Origin of the sequence: Cellulomonas pasadenensis, from assembly GCF_047229365.1 — a bacterium.
Classification (GTDB): Bacteria; Actinomycetota; Actinomycetes; order Actinomycetales; family Cellulomonadaceae; genus Cellulomonas.
In genome coordinates this window covers 1-18,880 of record NZ_JBFTEP010000013.1, presented here as the reverse complement: position 1 = coordinate 18,880, position 18,880 = coordinate 1, and the positions used below count along the sequence as shown (strand labels likewise).

Here is an 18,880-nt window from a genome sequence, read left to right as displayed (position 1 = left end):
CCTCGTCACGGATGACCCATCGACGTCGTTCCCCGTGAGTGCCGAAACTCCTGCGAGCAAGGCCTGTGACCGCGTGGGCAGGGGCCAGCCGATCTTCCCTCCCGTCTTCATCACCCGCCCTCCAACAGGTAGTTCGCCAGTCCGCCCGTGTGCCAGAACAAGACACGGGCCCCCGGCGCGATCTCACCCGTGCCGACCATGTCGCGCAGTCCCGCCATGGCCTTGCCCGTGTACGTGTGGTCGAGCGGGAGCCCGTTCTTCCAGCCGAGGGCCACCACCGACGCGGTCGCGGCGGTGTGCCGTCCGTAGCCGCCGTCGAGGTACGCGTCGCGGAAGTCGACGTCCACGTCGGCCCCGGCCCACCGCGCCGCCTCCGCAACGGCGGCCGTGCCGCGCTCCGCGATCCGGCCGACGGACACACCGACGACCCTCGGACGGTCCGCGAGTTGCGCGGCTCCGGCGGCGATGCCGCCGTGCGTGGCGCCGGTACCAGAGGCGACGACCACCCACGCCGGCCGGTGAGCCGAGATCACGGCGACCGCCGCGTCGCGGTAGGCGATCGCACCGGCCCGAGTGTGACACCCGCCGGCGACGACGTGGACGCGGTCGCCCCGGGCTGCGGCCTTCGCGTGCCGCGCGTCGATGGTCGGGGCGATGTCCGCCGGATCGCTCACCACGTCATACGTCGCCCCTGTTGCGTCGAGCAGCGCGAGCGCACGTGTCTCGCCGTCGCGGTCGCCGTGGAGCACGAGGTGGCTCCGGAAGCCGTGTTCGGCGGCCAGGAGTGCCAGCGTGCGGCAGTGGTTCGAGGCGATGGCCCCGTTGGAGATGACGAGATCGGGCGCTGCATCGAGCGAGGCTAGTTCCGCGGTGAGCTTGCGGACCTTGTTGCCACCGAGTGGGAAGGGGAGCAGGTCGTCGCGCTTTGCGAGGAGCTCGACGCCGAGCTCGGCGCTCAGCCGGCGCAGATGCTGAACAGGGCTGTCCGTTCCGTCGATCATGTGGTGCCTCCGACGGAGAAGTCGATTCGCATGTGTGTGCGCCCGTCAGGGTCGGTGGCGACCGTCCGGAAGCCGGCGCGCTGGTACAGGCGGTGCGCGGCGAGGTTGTCCGCGGCGGTGGAGAGCGTGCAACCGGCGTAGGCCCTCGACTCCGAGACCCACTGCAGCAGCACCCTGAGGCTGCGGCTGCCGAGGCCGGCCCCCAGGCGGCCCGGGTCCACGAACATGTAGAGCTCCGGCAGTGCATCCGGCTCCGGCTGCCGCAGTCCTAGCATGGCCACCGTGGCACCCGTCGCGACCTCGTAGGCCACCCAGTCGCGGCGCGACGGGTCCCGGAACGCCTGAGCGAACCAGCGCTGGGTCGTCGCCTCGGTCACCTCGTTCGGAAGGCGCATGTGCCGCCGCGTCGCAGGGTCGTTCATCCACCGCACGCGCGTCGGGATGTCACGGGCCGCGAAGCGACGGAGGGAGACCCCGTCGACGACGGGGTACGAGCGCTCGACGTCGAGCGGTTCCCCCGTGTGGCCCGCGGTCGTCGTCACGCCCGAGCCGCGAACCGCCTCCCGGACCGTGCGCGCCAGGATGAGGAGGTCGCCGCGCACGGACGCGGTCTCCACGTACCGGACGTCGAGCGCGAGCCGCTCGTCCCAGCCGAGGCCGTTGCGGCCCGACACCTGGGCGAGACCGGTCAGGCCCGGGCGCACGTGGTGGCGGCGTGACTCCTCGGCCGTGTAGTGCGAGATGTAGCGCGGCAGCAGCGGGCGCGGCCCGACCAGCGACATGTCGCCCCGCAGCACGTTGAGCAGCTGCGGCAGCTCGTCGAGGCTCGTTCGGCGCAGGAGCCGGCCGAACGGCGTGAGGCGCTCGTCGTCGGGCAGCAAACGGCCGGACGCGTCCCGGGCGTTTGTCATCGACCGGAACTTCAGCACGGCGAAGGTGCGGCCGTGCAGCCCCGCCCGTTCTTGGCGGAAGAGCACCGGCGAGCCAAGTCGCACCCGCACGGCGACGGCAGTCGCCAGCGCGACGGGAGCCGTGAGCGGCGCAGTGGCGAGGACGATCGCGGTGTCGACGACGCGCTTGCGCGAGGCGAGCCGAGCGACGCGCGCGGCAGCGCCCGAAGCCGTCACCGGGCCACGACCGCGATGTCGACGTGCTTGGACGCCACCACCCCGGGGGCGTAGTCGAGCAGGTGCGAGGCCGGTGCCGTCGACGTCAGCCAGTGGAGGTAGAGCGACGGGACGTCGGCGCCGGCGACGTGGTTGAACGGGTAGCCGCCGCCGAAGCGCGGGTTGACGTCGATGAGCCAGAGCGAGCCGTCACCGGCTTCGATGACGTCGCAGTCGATGAGCCCACGGTGCCGCAGTGTCCGCGACAACGCTCGCGCGAGCGCGACGAAGCGCGTCGGATCCACGGTCTCCGCCTGGTCCGTCTCGCCCCCCCGCATCCGGATCTTGCGCCGGGCGAGCACGCCGACGAACTCGCCGTCGAGGTCGTTGACGACGTCGACGCCGTACTCCTGGCCGACCTTCCGCTCCTGTACCACGAGCGCGTCGAGTGCCGCCCGCGGGTCGTCGACGCGCCGGTTGAGTCGGTCGCGAGCACGTGCGGACAAGCGCGACGCCTCGTCTGCCGCGCTCGTCGGCGCCGAGAAGGCGATCAGGTCGGATCCGCTCCCGAAGCGCGACTTGATCACCACATCGGTCGCCGCGCCACCGGCGTCCGCGCCCGAGACGGTCGTGGGAACCGGGACGCCGCGGGAGGACAGCTCGCGCGCCATGACCAGCTTGTCCTCCGCGAGCCGCTGCGCGGAGGCGTCGAGGGCCAGCACCAGCGTGCCGGCCGCAGCAATTTCGGTCCGGTCCATCGTCGACCAGTGCGCGAGCTCGTGATCGTTCACGCTGATCGCGAGGCCGATCTCGTGCTTGGCGCACACCTGGGCGAATGCAGGTCCGTACTCGTCGCTCGTGATCGGGGGCAGTGCGGCGAATGCGTCCGCGTCGGCGCGGGCCGGCGCGTACGGGTCGGCGTCGGCGACGACGGTGCGGCCGCCGGCGCGACGGGTCGCCTCACGGAACCACGAGACGAGGTAGTTCCGCCGACCGGCCGAGCTAATGAGCACGTTCGGGGACGAGCGCGGCACCGTCACGCGTCGGCTCCCCGTAGCGCGGCGACGACCTGCGTGGTGGCACGCGCGACGTCTTCCTCCGTCAGCCCCGAGCCGCTGGGAACGGCCAACCCGGTGCGGAACAGCCGCTCGGACGTGCCGGTCGTCCACGTGCGCCGCCCGGCGAAGACGGGCTGCAGGTGCATGGGTTTCCAAAGGTGCCGCGCCTCGATCTCGGCGGCGTTGAGGCGCGTCACTACAGCGTCCACGCTGACGGGTACGGCATCGGGGTCGAGCACGAGGCAGGTGAGCCAGCAATTGTCGTCGGTGTCGCCGCGGTCCTCGTCCCGTCCCAGGAAGGCGACGCCCGGCACCGGTGCAAGTGCGGCCGCGTATCGACTGCGGATCTGCCGGCGTCGCGTGATCATGTCGTCGAGCCGGCTGAGCTGCGCCCGCCCGAGTGCCGCCAAGATGTTCGAGAGCCGGTAGTTGTAGCCGACCTCGGTGTGCTCGTAGTGGGCGACCGGCTGGCGCGCCTGCGTCGACAGGTAGCGGGCGCGCTCGATCAGCTCGGTGTCGTCGCTGAGCAGCATGCCGCCGCCCGACGTCGTCATGATCTTGTTGCCGTTGAACGACAAGGCGGCAGCACGGCCGAACGAGCCGGCCGCGCGCCCGCGGTAGGAGGCGCCCAGGGCCTCGGCCGCGTCCTCGACGAGCGGCACACCGCGCTCGGCGAGCGCGTCGACGAGCTCGTCGTACTCGACGCACCGCCCGAAGAGGTCGACCGTCATGGCGGCCGCGACGACGGTGCCCTCGCGGCGCAGGGCGTCCACGGCCTCGAGCATCAGCGCCGGGTCGACGTTGCCGTCGGGTCCGGCGTCGACGAAGACGGGCTCAGCCCCGGTGTACATGACGGCGTTCGCGGAGGCCGCGAACGTCATCGTGGGCAGCACCACGGCCGTGCCGGGGCCGGCGCCGAGCTCCAGCAGCGCCAGGTGCAGCGCAGCCGTCCCGGACGACAGCGCGAGCGCGTGCCGCACGCCGACGCGCTCCGCCACCTCGCGCTCGAAGGCGTCGACCTCCGGGCCCAGCGGCGCGACCCAGCCGGAACGGAGCGCCTCGAGGACGTACTTCTCCTCGAGCTCGGTGACGTCCGCCTTCGACAGGTGGATCCGGGCCATCAGACCTCCACGCCCAGCGACACGTGAGCCTCGTCCTGCATCCAGCGCTTCGCCGACTCGCCGTCGGCGTGCTGCGAGGTTCGCACGCGAACCGGCTCGAGGAGCGGCACGTCCACCGACGTCACGAGCGCGTTGCGCGTCGTGCGGCGGTCCTCGTTCGGCGCGAACAGCTCCTCGCCGAGCTTCTCGCCGGGCCGCAGCCCGCTGAACTGGATGTCGACGTCGCGACGGCCGGACATCCGGATGAGCGTGCGGGCCACGTCAGCGATCTTCACCTGCTGGCCCATGTCGAGCACCATCACCTCGCCGTCGCTGCCGATGCTGGCCGCCTCCAGCACGAGCTGGCACGCCTCGGGGATGAGCATGAAGTAGCGCTCGACGTCGGGGTGCGTAACCGTGATCGGGCCGCCGGCCTCGATCTGCGAGCGGAAGACGTGCAGGACCGAACCTCGGGACCCCAGGACGTTGCCGAACCGGACCGACACGTAGCGGCCCGGCTGTGTCGTCGCGAAGTGGGCCGTGAGTCGCTCGGTGACGCGCTTGCTGTACCCGAGCACGGAGGTCGGCCGCGCGGCCTTGTCGGTCGAGATGTTGACAAACGTCTGCACACCGGCGTGCGCCGCCGCCTCCAGGACGTTGAGGGTCCCGAGCACGTTCGTCTTCCATGCCTCGAGCGGGAACGACTCGAGCAGCGGCAGGTGCTTGAGCGCCGCGGCGTGGAAGACGATGTCGGGCTTCGCAGCGGCGAAGACGTCGCGCAGCGCGCCGGGGTCACGGATGTCGGCGAGCAGGACGTCGTCGCTGTCGAGCAGGCCCTGCCCGGTCAGGCTCACCTGCGTCTCCTGCAGCGCCGACTCGTCGCGGTCGAGCAGGTACAGCTTGCCCGGGCCGAACCGGGCGATCTGCCGGCACAGCTCGGACCCGATCGAGCCACCCGCACCGGTTACGAGGACGTTGCGGCCCGAGATCTGGTCGGCGATCGCGGTCGTGTCCATGCTGATCGCGCGCCGACCCAGCAGGTCCTGGAGGTCGAGGTCGCGCAGGTCCTGTGTGCTCACGCGACCGTCGATGATGTCGGCCAGCGGCGGGAGGGTGAGCACGTCGAGCTGCGCCTCGGCGGCCAGGCCGGACAGCTCGCGGATCACGGCGCCGTCCGCCTGAGGGATGGCGATGACGAGCGCGCTCGCGTCGGTCTCACGCGCGACCTGGGTGATGAGGGACCGGTCGCCCCGGACCTTCATCGTCTCGACGGGCAGCCGCCGCTTGTGCCGGTCGTCGTCGAGCAGCGCGACGGGGAAGTACCCGCTGCGGGGGTCCTGCAGCATCTCGCGCACCAGGCGACGGCCTGCGTCGCCCGCGCCGAAGATGATGACGCGCCGCTGTGCGTCGCGCGGTGCCCGACGGCGGCTTCGCCAGCTGCGCACCACGAACCGTGCGGCGAACATCGCCGCGAGAGCGAGCGCGCCGGCGATCACCGGCACGCTGCGGGGCACGATAATCGGGTCGGCCAGCAGCGCCCAGAGCAGCAGCGCGCCGGTGACCGGTACGACGGTCCGGGCGAGGTCGACGGACTCCTCGAAGGACCCGCGCACGTGGCCGACCGCGTACGGGCCGAGCAGCGCGCCGATCGCGACGTGCAGCGCCATGGCCGCGAACGCGAATCCCGCGGTGCGAGCGGAAAAATCACCCAGATCGAAGTCGAATCTCAGCCACGTGGCGAGATAGACGGCGGCGAACCAGACCCCGCTGTCCACCGCAGCCCACGACCACCGGCTCTTCTCGTACCGGCGGCGCGCCGCTTTCTGCTCCATCGATTTCCCCCCGAATGACATGCGTCACTCCCAGGGTAGGGCAGATTCTGCCGCTCCCTGACCGCCCGACAGCTCGCCGTCAGGCGCGCGGCGGCCCCGGCCACCGGTTACCGGTAGCGGCCGTCTGGTCGCCCAGGACGTCATCGAGCGAATTGACCACATTTGTGACCGGCGGGCGGGTGGTCCGGCGCGCGGTCCGCTTGCGGCTCGGCCGTGCATGCGCGACGGGAACCTTTCCGGTGGTGGCGGAGGCTGCCCGACCTGTCGCGTTTGTGCCATTGTCGCCCGTTGTGGTGGGCGCGTAGTCGTAATAGGCGTAGGCCTCGCTCTGCTTGCGCTCGAGGCGGTTGAGCACGATGCCGAGGATGCGCGCGCCCACCGTCTCGAGCGCGCCGACCGACTCCCGCAGCTGGTTGCGGTGCAGCTTGTCGGCGCCCACCACGAGCAGGGCACCGCTGGTCAGGCGCGCGAGGATCGCGGCGTCCGTGACGGGAAGCAGCGGCGGGGTGTCGATGAGCACGACGTCGTACTTGGCGGTGAGGTCCTTGAGCAGCTGGGCCATCGCACGCGAACCGAGCAGCTCGCTCGGGTTCGGCGGCACCTGCCCGGAGGGCAGGACGTGCAGGGCGCCGGTGCCCCACGGCTGCATGACGTCGTCCACGGACGCGCGGCCGATCAGGACGGTGGTGAGACCGACGGAGGCCTCGAGCCCCATGTACTTGCCGACCGACGGTCGCCGGAGGTCCGCGTCGACCAGGGCGACGCGCGAGCCGGCGTCGGCGAGCGTGATCGCCAGGTTGATCGTCGTCGTCGACTTGCCCTCACCCGGGAGGGCCGACGTCACGACGAAGACCTGAGGCCCGCCGGCGACGTCCAGGAACTGCAGGTTGGTGCGCAGCCGGCGCAGAGACTCGGAGCGCTGGCCGTGCGGGTTCGACTGGACGATCAGCGGGTGCTCTCGCGCGTCCTCGTCGACGGGCACCGTGGCTATCACCGACACGTCGGTGACGGCCGCGACGTCGTCCTCGCTGCGCACGCGCGTGTCCAGCAGCTCGCGGAGCACGGCGATGCCGAAGCCGAGGGCCAGACCGACCAGCAGGCCGAGGGCGAGGTTGCGGGTGGTGCTGGGGGACGACGGCGACTCCGGCGGGGCCGCGTTGCGGACGGTGCTGATCTGCACCGGCGACGTCCCGCCCTCGGGGCGCTCGATGTCGCCGACCTCCGTGGCCAGGCTCTCTGCGGTCGAGTTGGCGACGTCGCTCGCGGTGCGCGGGTCCGCGCTCGTCACGCGGATGTCGATCAGGGAGCTGTCCAGCGGAGCCGACGCCGAGATTGAGCTCGCCAGGGCGTCGGGCGTGGTCGGCAGCTCGAGGTGCTCGATGACCGGCACGAGCACGCGCGGCGTCGTGGCGAGCTCGGCGTACGAGCTGACCTGCCGCTGCGTGAAGTTGCTGCCCTGGAGAAGGTCGCTGGTGGACCCGGTGTTCCGCACCGACACGTACACCTGCGCGTGCGCCTGGTACATCGGGGTGGCGGCAAGTGTCGCTGCGGCCGCCGCGGCGACGCCGAGCACCGTGATGAGCAGGATGGACAGCCATCGCTTGCGGACGATGGACAGGTAGTCCTGGAACTCCACGTGCTGAACCCCCCGGTTCGGTGGCGAGACGCCACACTGCTCGTACGGCGGCACATCGTCTCACGCGCCGCTGCTCGCGCTCGTTCTGGGACCATGGGCGGGTGCCCCGTCCTTCCCGCCGCGGCCTCGCCGTGGCCGTCGTCGCGCTCCTGCTGACCTCCGGATGCGCCCAGGCGCCGGCGCCTGCGAGCACGTCGACCATCGACGGTTACGACGACGTCGAGGCCTATGCCGCGTACGTCGTCACGAGCACGAACGCGGCTCGCGCCGACGAGGACCTCCCGCCGCTGCAGGTCTCCCCGTGCGCGCGGGAGGCGGCCGAGCGGCGGGCCCGCGACCTCGTCGGGGAGCCGGACCTGACGCACGCACCGCTCGACGGCGTCATCCGCGACTGCACACCCGCTGCCAAGGCGGCCGAGAACCTGAGCCGCGCGGGCGCGCCCGCGAACGAGGTCGTCGAGGCGTGGCTCGGCTCGCCCGGGCACCGCGACAACCTGCTCGACCCCGACCTCACGCAGATCGGCGTTGCCTGCGTCCCGGACGCCGACGCGCTGCTCTGCTCGCAGGTGTTCCTCGGGCCATGAGCCGGCCGGACCACCGCCGACGCCCGCGCGACGGACGCCGACCTTCCTCGTAACACGCCTCTGCCACACTGCGCCCCATGGCGACCACTCCCCCCGAGGAGAAGCCGGCCGAGACCACCGCAGCCCCCCGCAACGCGGTCGACCGCTTCTTCAAGATCTCCGAGCGCGGCTCCACTATCGGCACCGAGGTCCGTGGCGGCCTCGTCACGTTCTTCACGATGAGCTACATCATCGTGTTGAACCCGCTCATCCTCGGCTTCGTGCCGGACGGCACCGGCGAGTTCCTCGGCGGCGGCCCGGGCGACGGCAGCAACCTGCCGCTCATCGCGGCGGCGACCGCGCTGGTCGCGGGCGTGCTGTCCGTGCTGATGGGCCTCGTGGCGAACTTCCCGCTGGCGCTCGCCGCGGGCCTCGGCCTGAACGCCGTCGTCGCGTTCACCATCGCGTCGCTGCCGGACGTGTCGTGGGCGGACGCCATGGGCGTCGTCGTGCTCGAGGGCCTGATCATCACCGTGCTGGTGCTGACCGGGTTCCGCACGGCCGTGTTCCGTGCCGTCCCGCGCGAGCTCAAGGTCGCGATCGGCGTCGGCATCGGCCTGTTCATCGCGCTCATCGGCTTCGTCAACGCCGGCTTCGTGCGGCAGGGCGGCGGCACGCCGCTCGAGCTCGGCATCGGCGGCTCGCTCGCCGGGTGGCCGTCGCTCGTCTTCGTCGTCGGGCTCTTCCTCGCGATCGTGCTCATGGCGCGGCGCGTGCGCGGCGGCCTGCTCATCGCGGTCATCTCCACCACCGTGCTCGCGGTGATCGTCGAGGCCGTCGCGAAGGTCGGCGACTCGGCGCAGGGCGAGAACCCGACTGGCTGGCACCAGAACGTGCCCGCGCTGCCGGACGCGGTCGCGTCCGTGCCGGACCTGTCGCTGCTCGGTCAGTTCTCGCTGTTCGGCGCCGTCGGCAAGATCGGCCTCCTGGCGGTCGCGCTGCTCGTCTTCGCGATCCTGCTGGCCGACTTCTTCGACACGATGGGCACGATGGTCGCCGTCGGCTCCGAGGCCGGCCTGCTGGACGAGGGCGGCAACCCGCCCCGCTCGCAGCAGATCCTGCTCGTCGACTCGCTCGGCGCCGTCGCCGGCGGCATGGGCTCGGTGTCCTCCAACACCGCCTACGTCGAGTCGACGTCCGGCGTCGCCGAGGGCGCCCGCACGGGCCTCGCGTCCGTCGTCACCGGCATCGCGTTCCTGCTCTCGACGTTCCTGTCGCCGCTCGTCGCGATGGTCCCGTCCGAGGCCGCCGCGCCCGTGCTCGTCGTCGTCGGCTTCCTCATGGTCACGCAGGTCGCCGGCCTCGACTGGAAGTCGCCCGAGATCGCGATCCCCGCGTTCCTCACGCTCGCGCTCATGCCGTTCACGTACTCGATCACCACGGGCATCGGCGCCGGCTTCATCGCCTTCGTCGTGCTCAAGATCGCGCTCGGCAAGGCCCGCCAGGTGCACCCGCTGATGTGGGTGGCGGCGGCCGCCTTCGTCGTCTACTTCGCGCTCGGCCCCATCCAGGATGCCGTCGGCATCTGACGCCCTATCGCGCGTCGCCCACCCGGCCCGGGTCCGCACTCGCGGACCCGGGCCGCGTGCGTCCCAGCCGCGGCAGCGCCCACGCGAGCACCGCGACGCCGACCGCTCCGCTGAGCGTGTTGACCACGACGTCCTGCGCGGTGGCGAGCCGTTCAGGTACCACTGCCCTTCACCGTAAGGTGACGATGGCTGGTAACGGCAGTACGAGCCTGGCTTGGGGAGAGTGACCGGTGAGAGCAGTGGCGATGGTGCTGGCGTGGTTGCTGCTCACTCTCCTGCTGGCTGTCGTGCTCTTCATGGCCCTGTCCATGGTGGGAAGGCCGTCACTCCTCCACGCGGTGGCCATCGGAGTCGCGTCAGGTGCCGCGAGCTGGTGGGTGCTGCGACGCGGGCGCTCTCGGCGCAAGCTGAGCGCGTGACGTGCCCTTCCACATGTGACGCCCTTCCTTGTCGCGCGCGGCCCTGTGTGGGCCGTGTGCGAGTGGCGGCCACGTCGCGGTCCTCGAGCGCGGGGTCCTCGATGTTCGCGCGGTGACCGCGCGACTCCATCTGCGCCGCTGCCCGGCATCTGTCCCGACCGTCCGTCAGCCCCGACCGTCAGCCGGCCGCACCTCCTCGTGCGGCCGGCTGACGGGCTCCAGCGGCACCACGGCGTCCGCCCCGACGGCGACGACTTCCGGCGCCACGTCGACCGGCCGCGGCGCCACGGGCACCGCGTCCCGCGCCCACGGCCTCCACCGGCGCAGCTCCGCCCAGCCCCAGCACAGCGCCAGCGTCGCCAGCGCCACCCCGAGCGCGACGTCCGTCCACCCGACGACGAAGCTCGGCACGACCACCGCGACGCCCGCCTGGATGACGTACGAGTCCAGGCTCCGCGTGCCGATGACCTCGATGGGCCGAAAGGCCGCCCGCGGCAGCACCTCGAGCAGCCGCGACACCACCACGAACAGCAGCGTCACCACCGCGAACGCGTTGAGCACCCGCGCGGGGCCGAACATCGTCTTGTCGTACAGCGCCGGCGCCACGCGCTCGCCCGCCCACGCGGCCGCGACCAGCGCGCCGGTCACCGCGGTCACGAGCAGCGGACGGGCCAGCAGCCGCTCGCCGATCCGGGCGGGCGCCCAGTGCCACCCGACCACCAGCGCCACGACCAGCAGCAGCTGCCACGTCGCCCAGTTCGCGCCGAGCTCGCCGGAGTAGCTGCGGAACGACGTCACCTGCGGCACCAGGTACCCGACGCCGTACAGCGCGGCCGACCCGGCCAGCACCGCCACCCACCGCCCGCGCGCCAGCAGCACGTACGCGAGCATCGCGAGCGCCAGCAGCACGACGTACAGGCGCAGCACGCTGCCCGCCGGCGGTGCCGCCTGCAGCGTCAGCACCCGCCACACGGCCTCGGCCGTCGACGTCCCCGCCGGGTGCACGTTGCGGTGCTCGGTCGTCGCGACGGCCGCGACGGCGAGCGCCAGCAGTCCCAGCGACACCTGCGCGACGTAGATGACGCCGATGCGCCGGGCGCTCTTGCGCTCCACCGCGGCGAGCCCGTGCGTCGTCAGGCGCCGGCTCTGCACGATGCCGAGCACCAGCCCGGACAGCAGCACGAACCCCGACGCGCCGTCGAACGCCGGCACCTGGTGCAGCGCGTAGCTGACCGTGCTCTGCGGCGCGAGGTGCCCGGTGACCATGCTGACGATGCAGAACCCGCGGACGACGTCGATCGCCGCGAGCCGGCCGGTTCCCCCCTGTGCCATCCTGCGACGGTATAGGCGGTTCGTCCGTTTCCCGCGGGTGATCTTGCTGCGTGGCCGCCTGTCAGCCGGCGACGTCCCGCCGCCGCGCCGCCCACCAGGCCAGCAGCGCGACGCCGATCGCCCCGCCGAGCGTGTTCATCACGACGTCCTGGACGGTGGAGAACCGGTCCGGCAGCACGCGCTGCACCGTCTCGATCGTCACGGTCGTCGCGAGCGCCAGCAGCAGCACCGCCCACCAGCGCCGCAGCCCCAGCAGCAGCCCGACGAGCACGCCGAACGGCACGAACATGACGACGTTGGCCACCGCCTCGACGAGCTCGAAGCCCAGCGGCACACCGCGCTCCGCCAGCCACGCGAGCACGGTACGCACCACGCCGAGCGACCCGTCGTGCGCGCGCCCCGGCGTCATCGTGACGGCCGCGACCACCGCGAGGTAGACGACGAGCGCGGGGATGACGACGCGCCGGCGCACCCGGTCGGGCACGAGCGACGGCGCGGGGGAGGAGTCGACGGAGGCGGGCACCGGCCCAGCATGCCCGGCTCACCCGGTCGGCGGGTTCAGCCGTGGCACCGGCGCGGCCCCTGGATAGAGTCGGCGCGACCCACCCCTCGACGACAGGCGGAGCACCCGTGCGCATCTCGGTCATCGGCTGCGGCTACCTCGGCGCGGTCCACGCCGCGAGCATGGCGTCGCTCGGGCACGACGTCGCCGGCATCGACGTCGACGCCGACAAGGTCGCCCGCCTGGCCGCCGGCACCGCGCCGTTCTACGAGCCGGGCCTGCCCGAGCTGCTCGCCGAGGTCGGCAGCACGGGCCGCCTGCGGTTCAGCACCGACATGGCCGACGCCGCGGGCGCGCAGGTGCACTTCCTGTGCGTCGGGACGCCGCAGAAGCACGGCGAGTTCCGCGCCGACCTGTCCTACGTGGACGCCGCGTTCGACGCGCTGCTGCCGCACGTCGCGCCGGGGGACGTCGTCGCCGGCAAGTCGACCGTGCCCGTCGGCACCGCCGAGGCGCTCGCGGCGCGGCTCGCCCCCACGGGCGCGACGCTCGTGTGGAACCCCGAGTTCCTGCGCGAGGGCTTCGCCGTCAAGGACACGCTGCACCCCGACCGGCTCGTCTACGGCCTGCCGACGGACGACGAGGGCAACCCGACGCCCGACGGCGAGCGGGCCCACGCCGTGCTCGACGAGGTGTACGCGACCCCGCTCGCTGAGGGCACGCCGCTCGTCACCACCGACTACGCGACCGCGCAGCTCGTCAAGGTCGCCGCCAACTCGTTCCTCGCCACCAAGATCTCGTTCATCAACGCGATGGCCGAGCTCTGCGAGGCCACGGGCGCCGACGTCACCCGCCTCGCCGACGCCATCGGCTACGACGCGCGCATCGGCCGCCGGTTCCTCAACGCCGGCCTCGGCTTCGGCGGCGGCTGCCTGCCCAAGGACATCCGCGCGTTCATGGCCCGCGCCGGCGAGCTCGGCGTCGACCAGGCGCTGTCGTTCCTGCGCGAGGTCGACTCCATCAACATGCGCCGCCGCGTGCGCATGGTCGACCTGGCCCGCGAGGTCTGCGCCGGCTCGATCGTCGGTCGCCGCGTCGCCGTGCTCGGTGCCGCGTTCAAGCCCGACAGCGACGACGTCCGCGACTCGCCGGCCCTCTCGGTCGCCGCGCAGATGCAGCTGCAGGGCGCGCACGTCACCGTCACCGACCCGCAGGCCGTCGAGAACGCGCGCGCCAAGTGGCCGGACCTCAAGTACGCCGCCACGGCGCTCGAGGCCGCGCAGGACGCCGACGTCGTCGTGCTCGCCACCGAGTGGGCCGAGTACCGCGACCTCCTCCCCGAGGACCTGGGTGCCGTCGTCGCGCAGCGTGCGATCGTCGACGGGCGCAACGTCCTCGACCCGCGCGCGTGGCGCGCCGCCGGGTTCACGTACCGGGCGCTCGGGCGCCCCTGACGCACAGCGCGGCCGCACAGCCCGGCCACGCAGGCCGGCGTGCCGGGCCTACGGCCCGACGAGCACCAGCGTGCAGAGCATCTGCTCGCCGTCGCGCACGCACGCCGTGACGGCGTCCTCGAGCCCGGGGTCCACCACGTTCGCGCGGTGGCCCGGCGAGCCCATCCACGCCGTCGCGACGTCCGCCGGGTCGACGGCCGCCCGGCTGAGGTTCTCCGCGGCGACGCTGCGCGGCGCGCACGCCGCCAGCACGTCGTCCAGCGGGGCGTGCTCGAGGTCCTGCCCGACCAGGTCGGCCGCGCGCGCGGCGGCGGCGTCGGCCGCGCACGTCGCCTCGCCCCACGCGGGCAGGCCGGCGGCCTCGCGCTCCGCGGTGGTGGCGGCGAGCAGGTCGCGCGCGTAGTCGTCGGGGGCGACGCGGCTCAGGTCGACGACGGCCGGGCTGGTGGCGGTCGGCGCGTCCGGACCGGTGCCGGGGGCACCCGCACCGCCGCCCGGTCCCAGCGTCGCGACGACGGCACCGACGCCGAGCACCGCGGCGACGGCGAGCAGCGCGACCGCGGCCCCGGGCACGGGCGCGCGCCGGCCGGGCGCCGGTGCGGGGGCGTGGGGGACGTCGGCGGGGACGTCGCGGGCGTCGTCGGGCACCTGGGCATGCTGCCACGTGTGCCGCGGGCCACCGGATCACCCGCCACCCACCCGACCTTTTCCTGAGGTAATGATGTAGGGTAATGACCTGTGACCACGACCTCCGACGCCCCCGCGACCGCGGCCGCCGACCTCGCGCTCGCGGCCGAGCTGCGCGTCTCCCTCGGCCGCGCGACGCGCCGCATCAAGGGGGAGCGGGGCGAGGCCGGCCTCTCCGACCCGCAGTTCAACGTGCTCGCGATCCTCGTGCGCGAGGGCCCGATGTCGCCCGGTGGGCTCGCGGACGTCGAGCGCATCCAGCCGCCGGCGATGACGCGCACCGTCAACTGCCTCGTCGAGCGGGGGCTCGTCCGCAAGGAGGAGCACCCGACCGACGGCCGCCAGGTGGTCGTGACCCTCACCGAGGCGGGACGGGCAGAGGTCGTCGAGACCCGCCGCCGCCGCGACGCCTGGCTCTCCGCCCGCCTCGCCGACCTCACCGACGACGAGCGCACCGCCCTCGTCCACGCCGCCGAGATCCTCCGGAGGATCGCCGCCTCGTGAGCGCCACCTTCTCGTCCCTCTCGTTCCGCAACTACCGCCTGTGGTTCGCCGGCGCCCTCGTCGCCAACGTCGGCACGTGGATGCAGCGCGTCGCCCAGGACTGGCTCGTCCTCACCCAGCTGACGTCCGACTCGGGCGTCGCCGTCGGCATCACCACCGCGCTCCAGTTCGGCCCCACCCTCGTGCTGTCCGCGTGGGCCGGCCTGCTCGCCGACCGGTTCGACCGCCGCAAGCTCCTCGTGCTCACGCAGGTGCTGCAGGGCGTGCTCGCCGCCGGGCTCGGCGTGCTCGTGCTCAGCGGGCGCGCGGAGCTGTGGCACGTCTACGTGTTCGCCGGCCTGCTCGGCTGCGTCACCGCGGTCGACGGCCCCGTGCGCCAGACGTTCGTCGCGGAGCTCGTGCCCGCGCGGCGCCTGTCCAACGCCGTCGGCCTCAACAGCGCGTCGTTCAACGCCGCCCGCCTGGTCGGCCCCGGCGTCGCCGGCCTGCTCATCGCGGCCGTCGGCACCGGCTGGGTGTTCGTCATCAACGCCGTCACGTTCGCGGCGACGATCGTCTCGCTCACCCTCATGCGCCGCGCCGACCTGTACCCGATGCCGCACGCCAAGCGCGCCAAGGGGCAGATCCGCGAGGGCGTCGCCTACGTGCGCAACCGCTCGGACATCCTCGTGATCATGGTCGTCGTCGGCGTGGTCTCGACGTTCGGCCTCAACTTCCAGCTGACGAGCGCGCTCATGGCCCGCCTCGAGTTCGGCCGCGGCGCGCAGGAGTACGGCATCCTCGGGTCGGTCCTGGCCATCGGGTCCCTGACCGGGGCGCTGCTCGCCGCCCGGCGGGAGCGGCCGCGCGTGCGGCTCGTCATCGGCGCGGCCTTCGCGTTCGGCGTCACGACGGGCGTCATGGCCCTGATGCCGACGTACGTCACCTTCGCGCTCGCCTGCATCCCCGTGGGGCTCGCGTCGCTCACGATGATGACGGCCGCCAACTCCGCGATCCAGATGAGCACCGACCCCGCCATGCGCGGGCGCGTCATGGCGCTCTACATGATGGTGTTCCTCGGTGCGACGCCCGTCGGGTCGCCCATCGTCGGCTGGATCGGCGAGACGTTCGGCGCGCGGTGGTCCATCGGCGTCGGGTCGATCAGCGCCCTGCTCGTCTCGGTCGGCGCCGCCTGGTGGGCCCGCTCGCACTGGAACGTGCGCGTCCGCTACCACGTGACGAGCCGGCCCCACCTCGAGGTCGTCCACCTCGGGCTGCCGGTGGCCGACGCGACCGCGGCGGGGGAGCGGCGCGCGACGACGGCGCCCGCGCGCGTCGGGGCGCAGGAGGCGGCGGACCGGCAGCACGCGGCCTGACGGTTCGCGGGGCCCGACGGCCCGCGGGGTGTGACGGCCCGCGAGGTGTGACGCCCGCCGGGCGCGCGGGTCGCGGGGGTGGGGCCCGGACGGCCGGGAGCGGGTGAGCGTGCGGGTGAAACCCCGCCGGGTCCCGGTGCCCGGAACGTCCGTTCTGTCAGCATCGACGCCGTGACGCACCCACCGGCGACGACGGCGCCCCCCGCGCCCGCGCCGACGCCGCCCGCCCCGCGCCGCCGCGTCGGCCCGGTGGTGGCGCGCGTCGTCGCCGTCGTCGCCGTGCTGCTGGTGCTGGCCGCGGCGTGGGTCGCGTTCCGCGTGTGGCAGGCGGCGACCGCGCTCCAGGACGCCCGCGCCGGGCTCGCCGGCGTCGAGGTCGACCCGCGCGCCGCCGGCACCGTCGCCGCCGACCTCGAGGGGCTGCGCGCGCACACGTCCCGCGCGCGCGACGCGGCGTCCGACCCGGTGTGGCGCGCCGCCGAGGTCGTCCCGTGGGCCGGCGACCAGCTCACCGCCGTCCGGGTCGTCGCCACGGCCGTCGACGACCTGGTGCGCGACGCCCTGCCCGCCGTCGACGCGCTCGGCGCCGTCCTCGACGACGGCCTGCGCGGACCCGACGGGCGCGTCGACGTCGCCGCCGTCAGCCGCGGCGCGGAGGCCCTGCGCACGGCCGCGGCGACCACCGCCGCGGCCCGCGACCGCCTCGACGCGCTCGACCCCGACCGGCTCGTCGGGCCGCTCGCCGACCCCGTGCGCGAGGCGCAGCGCACCGTGGCGCGCGCCGACGCGTCCCTCGGCCCCGCCGCGCGCGGCCTCGCGCTGCTGCCCGGCCTGCTCGGCGCCGACGGGCCGCGCACGTACCTCGTCCTCGCCCTCAACTCCGCGGAGCTGCGCGCCGCCGGCGGCATCGTCGGGTCGATCACGGCCGTGCGCGTCGAGGACGGCGCCGTGGCCGTCGTCGACCAGCGCAGCACCGACCAGCTCCGCTCGCTCGACACCCCGGTGCTGCCGCTCACCGCCGAGGAGCTCGCCACGCACACCGACCGGCTCGGCCGCTGGGTGCAGAACTCGACGCTGACCCCGCACTTCCCGCGCACCGCGGAGCTCGTCGCCGCGCGCTGGCAGCGGGACGTCGGCGGTCCGGTCGACGGCGTGGTGGCGACCGACCCCGTGGCCATCGGCGCGCTCGTCGGGGCGGTCGGCCCGCTCGCCGACCCCGACGGCGGCACGCTCACCGGCGACGGGTTCGTGCGCGCCGTGCTGCGCGAGGCGTACCTGCGGTACCCGCACTCGCTCGAGGCCGACGCGTACTTCGCCGACGTCGCGTCGTCCGTCGTCGCCGCGGTCGGTGCGGGAGGGGGCAGCACCGAGGACCTCGTCGGCGCGCTCACCGGCGCGGTCGACGAGCGGCGCGTGCGCGTCTGGTCCGCCCACGGCGACGAGCAGGAGGTGCTGGCCGGCACGGTCGTCGGCGGCGGGTTCCTCGCACCGCCGTTCGCCGGCGCGGCGGGCGTCTTCCTCGACGACGTCAGCCAGGGCAAGCTCGGCGTCGACCTCACCACCGCCGTGACGTTCCGCGACGCGCGCTGCGACGGCCCGTCGCCGCGCGTCACCGCCGTGCTGTCCCTCGACTTCCGGCCGCCCGCGGACGTGGCCACGTTCGGGCGGTACATCGCCGGGTCGCCCGACCTCGGCGTGCCCCTCGGCACCCTCACGACGACCGTCTCGGTGTGGTCGCCGGTCGGTGCGGGACCGGTGGCGCTGCGCCGCGACGGCGCTCCGGTCGGCGGGGCAGGCAGCACCGTGGCGGGGCGCGACGTGCAGCAGGTGGCGTCCGTGCTGGCACCCGGCGCCCGCCAGGAGGTCGCCGTCGACCTGCCGCTGCACGACGGCGGCGTCACGGTGTGGACCACGCCGACCGTGTCGTCGCCCGGCGAGGCGTCGTTCCGCTGCCCGTGAGGCGCCGGGCGGTCGCACCGGGCGGCGGGTGAAATCGGACGAACCGGACAGGATCACCCGTTCGGGTCCACCGCATCCGGCGATGCCGACGCGAAGATGATTCCGAAATGTCCGGATCGATGTCGGGAGTCGCCATGCGCCACACCGTCCGGGCCGCTGCAGCGGCGGCCCTTCTCCTCGCGTCGGTCGGCCTCGCCCCGTCCGTCGCCTCCGCCGTGCCGGCACCGACGCCGGCGCCGACGGACGACTGCCAGCGCGGCGTCGACGACTACGGGGCACCGCTGCCCTGCGAAATCGTCGTCACCACCCTCTCGCCGGTGTGCGACGAGGACGTCCCGCGGCTGCGCTACGTGCTCACCGCGGTCGGCTCGTCGAGCAGCACCGTCGACGTCACCTGGGTCAACCCCGGCGGGGACGACGTCGTCTACGCGGACCAGCCGCTCGACGGCAGCGTCCTGTGGCCCGGCGCGGTCGTCGGCGCCGACGGCGCTGGCGCCGACTGGCCCGGCTGGCGCCTCGAGGGCGGCACGTGGGTGCAGGGCGACGAGTACGACTGGGTCCGCCCCGACGTCACCGTCCGCTTCGACGTCAACCCGTCCACCACCGTCACGGTCGCCTACCCGCCGTCGTCGCCGCAGTGCCTCACGGCGCCGCCGCGCAGCGACGTCCTCTCGGCCGTCGACGCCGCCCCGGCCGAGCGCTCCGAGGTCCTCGCGGCCACCGGTGCGCAGGTCGGTCTGCTCGCCGCGGCCGCCGCGGCGCTCGTCGGCCTCGGCGCCGGCG

General features: G+C 73.7%; 16 protein-coding genes. 7 read left to right on the top strand and 9 right to left on the bottom strand.

Annotation, left to right across the window (positions count from 1 at the left end; all coding sequences use genetic code 11):
• Positions 1-110: 110 nt before the first annotated feature.
• The 6 genes from AB6N23_RS03480 to AB6N23_RS03455 all read right to left on the bottom strand — a co-directional run bounded on the left by AB6N23_RS03480 (position 111) and on the right by AB6N23_RS03455 (position 7,733).
• Positions 111-1,001, bottom strand: a complete 891-nt coding sequence (locus tag AB6N23_RS03480; RefSeq protein ID WP_412864706.1) for a 1-aminocyclopropane-1-carboxylate deaminase/D-cysteine desulfhydrase — start codon at positions 999-1,001, stop codon at positions 111-113.
• Positions 998-2,128 (bottom strand): GNAT family N-acetyltransferase, encoded by a 1,131-nt coding sequence (locus tag AB6N23_RS03475; protein ID WP_412864705.1) that lies wholly within the window; start codon positions 2,126-2,128, stop codon positions 998-1,000. Before AB6N23_RS03475 ends, AB6N23_RS03480 begins: the two co-directional genes overlap by 4 nt.
• Complete coding sequence (locus AB6N23_RS03470) at positions 2,125-3,147, bottom strand: ATP-grasp domain-containing protein (protein ID WP_412864704.1); 1,023 nt, start codon at positions 3,145-3,147, stop codon at positions 2,125-2,127. Before AB6N23_RS03470 ends, AB6N23_RS03475 begins: the two co-directional genes overlap by 4 nt.
• Positions 3,144-4,286, bottom strand: a complete 1,143-nt coding sequence (locus AB6N23_RS03465; protein ID WP_412864703.1) for a DegT/DnrJ/EryC1/StrS family aminotransferase — start codon at positions 4,284-4,286, stop codon at positions 3,144-3,146. Before AB6N23_RS03465 ends, AB6N23_RS03470 begins: the two co-directional genes overlap by 4 nt.
• Positions 4,286-6,097: a polysaccharide biosynthesis protein gene (locus AB6N23_RS03460; RefSeq protein WP_412864702.1), complete on the bottom strand. Its 1,812-nt coding sequence runs from the start codon at positions 6,095-6,097 to the stop codon at positions 4,286-4,288. The genes AB6N23_RS03465 and AB6N23_RS03460 overlap by 1 nt, the downstream gene beginning before the upstream one ends.
• Positions 6,098-6,176: 79 nt before the next feature.
• Complete coding sequence (locus AB6N23_RS03455) at positions 6,177-7,733, bottom strand: tyrosine-protein kinase domain-containing protein (RefSeq protein ID WP_412864701.1); 1,557 nt, start codon at positions 7,731-7,733, stop codon at positions 6,177-6,179.
• Positions 7,734-7,834: 101 nt separating this feature from the next.
• Here AB6N23_RS03455 and AB6N23_RS03450 point away from each other — a divergent pair, with 101 nt between their 5' ends.
• Together AB6N23_RS03450 and AB6N23_RS03445 are read left to right on the top strand one after the other, a co-directional pair.
• Entirely contained in the window at positions 7,835-8,317 is a 483-nt protein-coding gene (locus AB6N23_RS03450) for a CAP domain-containing protein (protein WP_412864700.1), read from the top strand.
• Between the two features lie 77 nt (positions 8,318-8,394).
• The gene (locus AB6N23_RS03445; RefSeq protein ID WP_412864699.1) at positions 8,395-9,885 is read left to right on the top strand and encodes an NCS2 family permease; all 1,491 of its coding nucleotides are present in this window, start codon (positions 8,395-8,397) and stop codon (positions 9,883-9,885) included.
• A 584-nt stretch (positions 9,886-10,469) separates the two neighbouring features.
• Here AB6N23_RS03445 and opgC read toward each other — a convergent pair.
• Together opgC and AB6N23_RS03435 are read right to left on the bottom strand one after the other, a co-directional pair.
• On the bottom strand, positions 10,470-11,636 hold the full coding sequence (gene opgC / locus AB6N23_RS03440) for an OpgC domain-containing protein (RefSeq protein ID WP_412864698.1): 1,167 nt from the start codon (positions 11,634-11,636) through the stop codon (positions 10,470-10,472).
• 61 nt (positions 11,637-11,697) lie between these two features.
• Positions 11,698-12,159 (bottom strand): VanZ family protein, encoded by a 462-nt coding sequence (locus AB6N23_RS03435; protein ID WP_412864697.1) that lies wholly within the window; start codon positions 12,157-12,159, stop codon positions 11,698-11,700.
• A gap of 107 nt (positions 12,160-12,266) precedes the next feature.
• On the opposite strand from AB6N23_RS03435, the gene AB6N23_RS03430 reads away from it, so the two are divergent.
• Positions 12,267-13,592: a UDP-glucose dehydrogenase family protein gene (locus tag AB6N23_RS03430; RefSeq protein WP_412864696.1), complete on the top strand. Its 1,326-nt coding sequence runs from the start codon at positions 12,267-12,269 to the stop codon at positions 13,590-13,592.
• A 48-nt stretch (positions 13,593-13,640) separates the two neighbouring features.
• Here the strand turns inward: AB6N23_RS03430 and AB6N23_RS03425 are convergent, their stop codons facing one another.
• Positions 13,641-14,240 (bottom strand): CAP domain-containing protein, encoded by a 600-nt coding sequence (locus AB6N23_RS03425; RefSeq protein ID WP_412864695.1) that lies wholly within the window; start codon positions 14,238-14,240, stop codon positions 13,641-13,643.
• Positions 14,241-14,330: 90 nt separating this feature from the next.
• Between AB6N23_RS03425 and AB6N23_RS03420 the strand changes: the two genes are divergently transcribed.
• The 4 genes from AB6N23_RS03420 to AB6N23_RS03405 all read left to right on the top strand — a co-directional run.
• Positions 14,331-14,783, top strand: a complete 453-nt coding sequence (locus tag AB6N23_RS03420; protein ID WP_412864694.1) for a MarR family winged helix-turn-helix transcriptional regulator — start codon at positions 14,331-14,333, stop codon at positions 14,781-14,783.
• The gene (locus AB6N23_RS03415) at positions 14,780-16,138 is read left to right on the top strand and encodes an MFS transporter (protein ID WP_412864693.1); all 1,359 of its coding nucleotides are present in this window, start codon (positions 14,780-14,782) and stop codon (positions 16,136-16,138) included. Before AB6N23_RS03420 ends, AB6N23_RS03415 begins: the two co-directional genes overlap by 4 nt.
• 171 nt (positions 16,139-16,309) lie before the next feature.
• Positions 16,310-18,097: a DUF4012 domain-containing protein gene (locus tag AB6N23_RS03410; protein WP_412864692.1), complete on the top strand. Its 1,788-nt coding sequence runs from the start codon at positions 16,310-16,312 to the stop codon at positions 18,095-18,097.
• A gap of 134 nt (positions 18,098-18,231) precedes the next feature.
• Positions 18,232-18,880, top strand: a 649-nt coding sequence (locus AB6N23_RS03405; RefSeq protein WP_412864691.1) for a peptidase, incomplete at its 3' end; no start/stop codon positions are given.

What these genes read in the sequence shown, in the direction of transcription:
- AB6N23_RS03480 (WP_412864706.1), bottom strand. Translation starts at nt 1,001, where the DNA reads ATGATCGACGGAACGGACAGCCCTGTTCAGCATCTGCGCCGGCTGAGC.
- AB6N23_RS03460 (WP_412864702.1), bottom strand. Translation starts at nt 6,097, where the DNA reads ATGGAGCAGAAAGCGGCGCGCCGCCGGTACGAGAAGAGCCGGTGGTCG.
- AB6N23_RS03465 (WP_412864703.1), bottom strand. Translation starts at nt 4,286, where the DNA reads ATGGCCCGGATCCACCTGTCGAAGGCGGACGTCACCGAGCTCGAGGAG.
- AB6N23_RS03445 (WP_412864699.1), top strand. Translation starts at nt 8,395, where the DNA reads ATGGCGACCACTCCCCCCGAGGAGAAGCCGGCCGAGACCACCGCAGCC.
- opgC (WP_412864698.1), bottom strand. Translation starts at nt 11,636, where the DNA reads ATGGCACAGGGGGGAACCGGCCGGCTCGCGGCGATCGACGTCGTCCGC.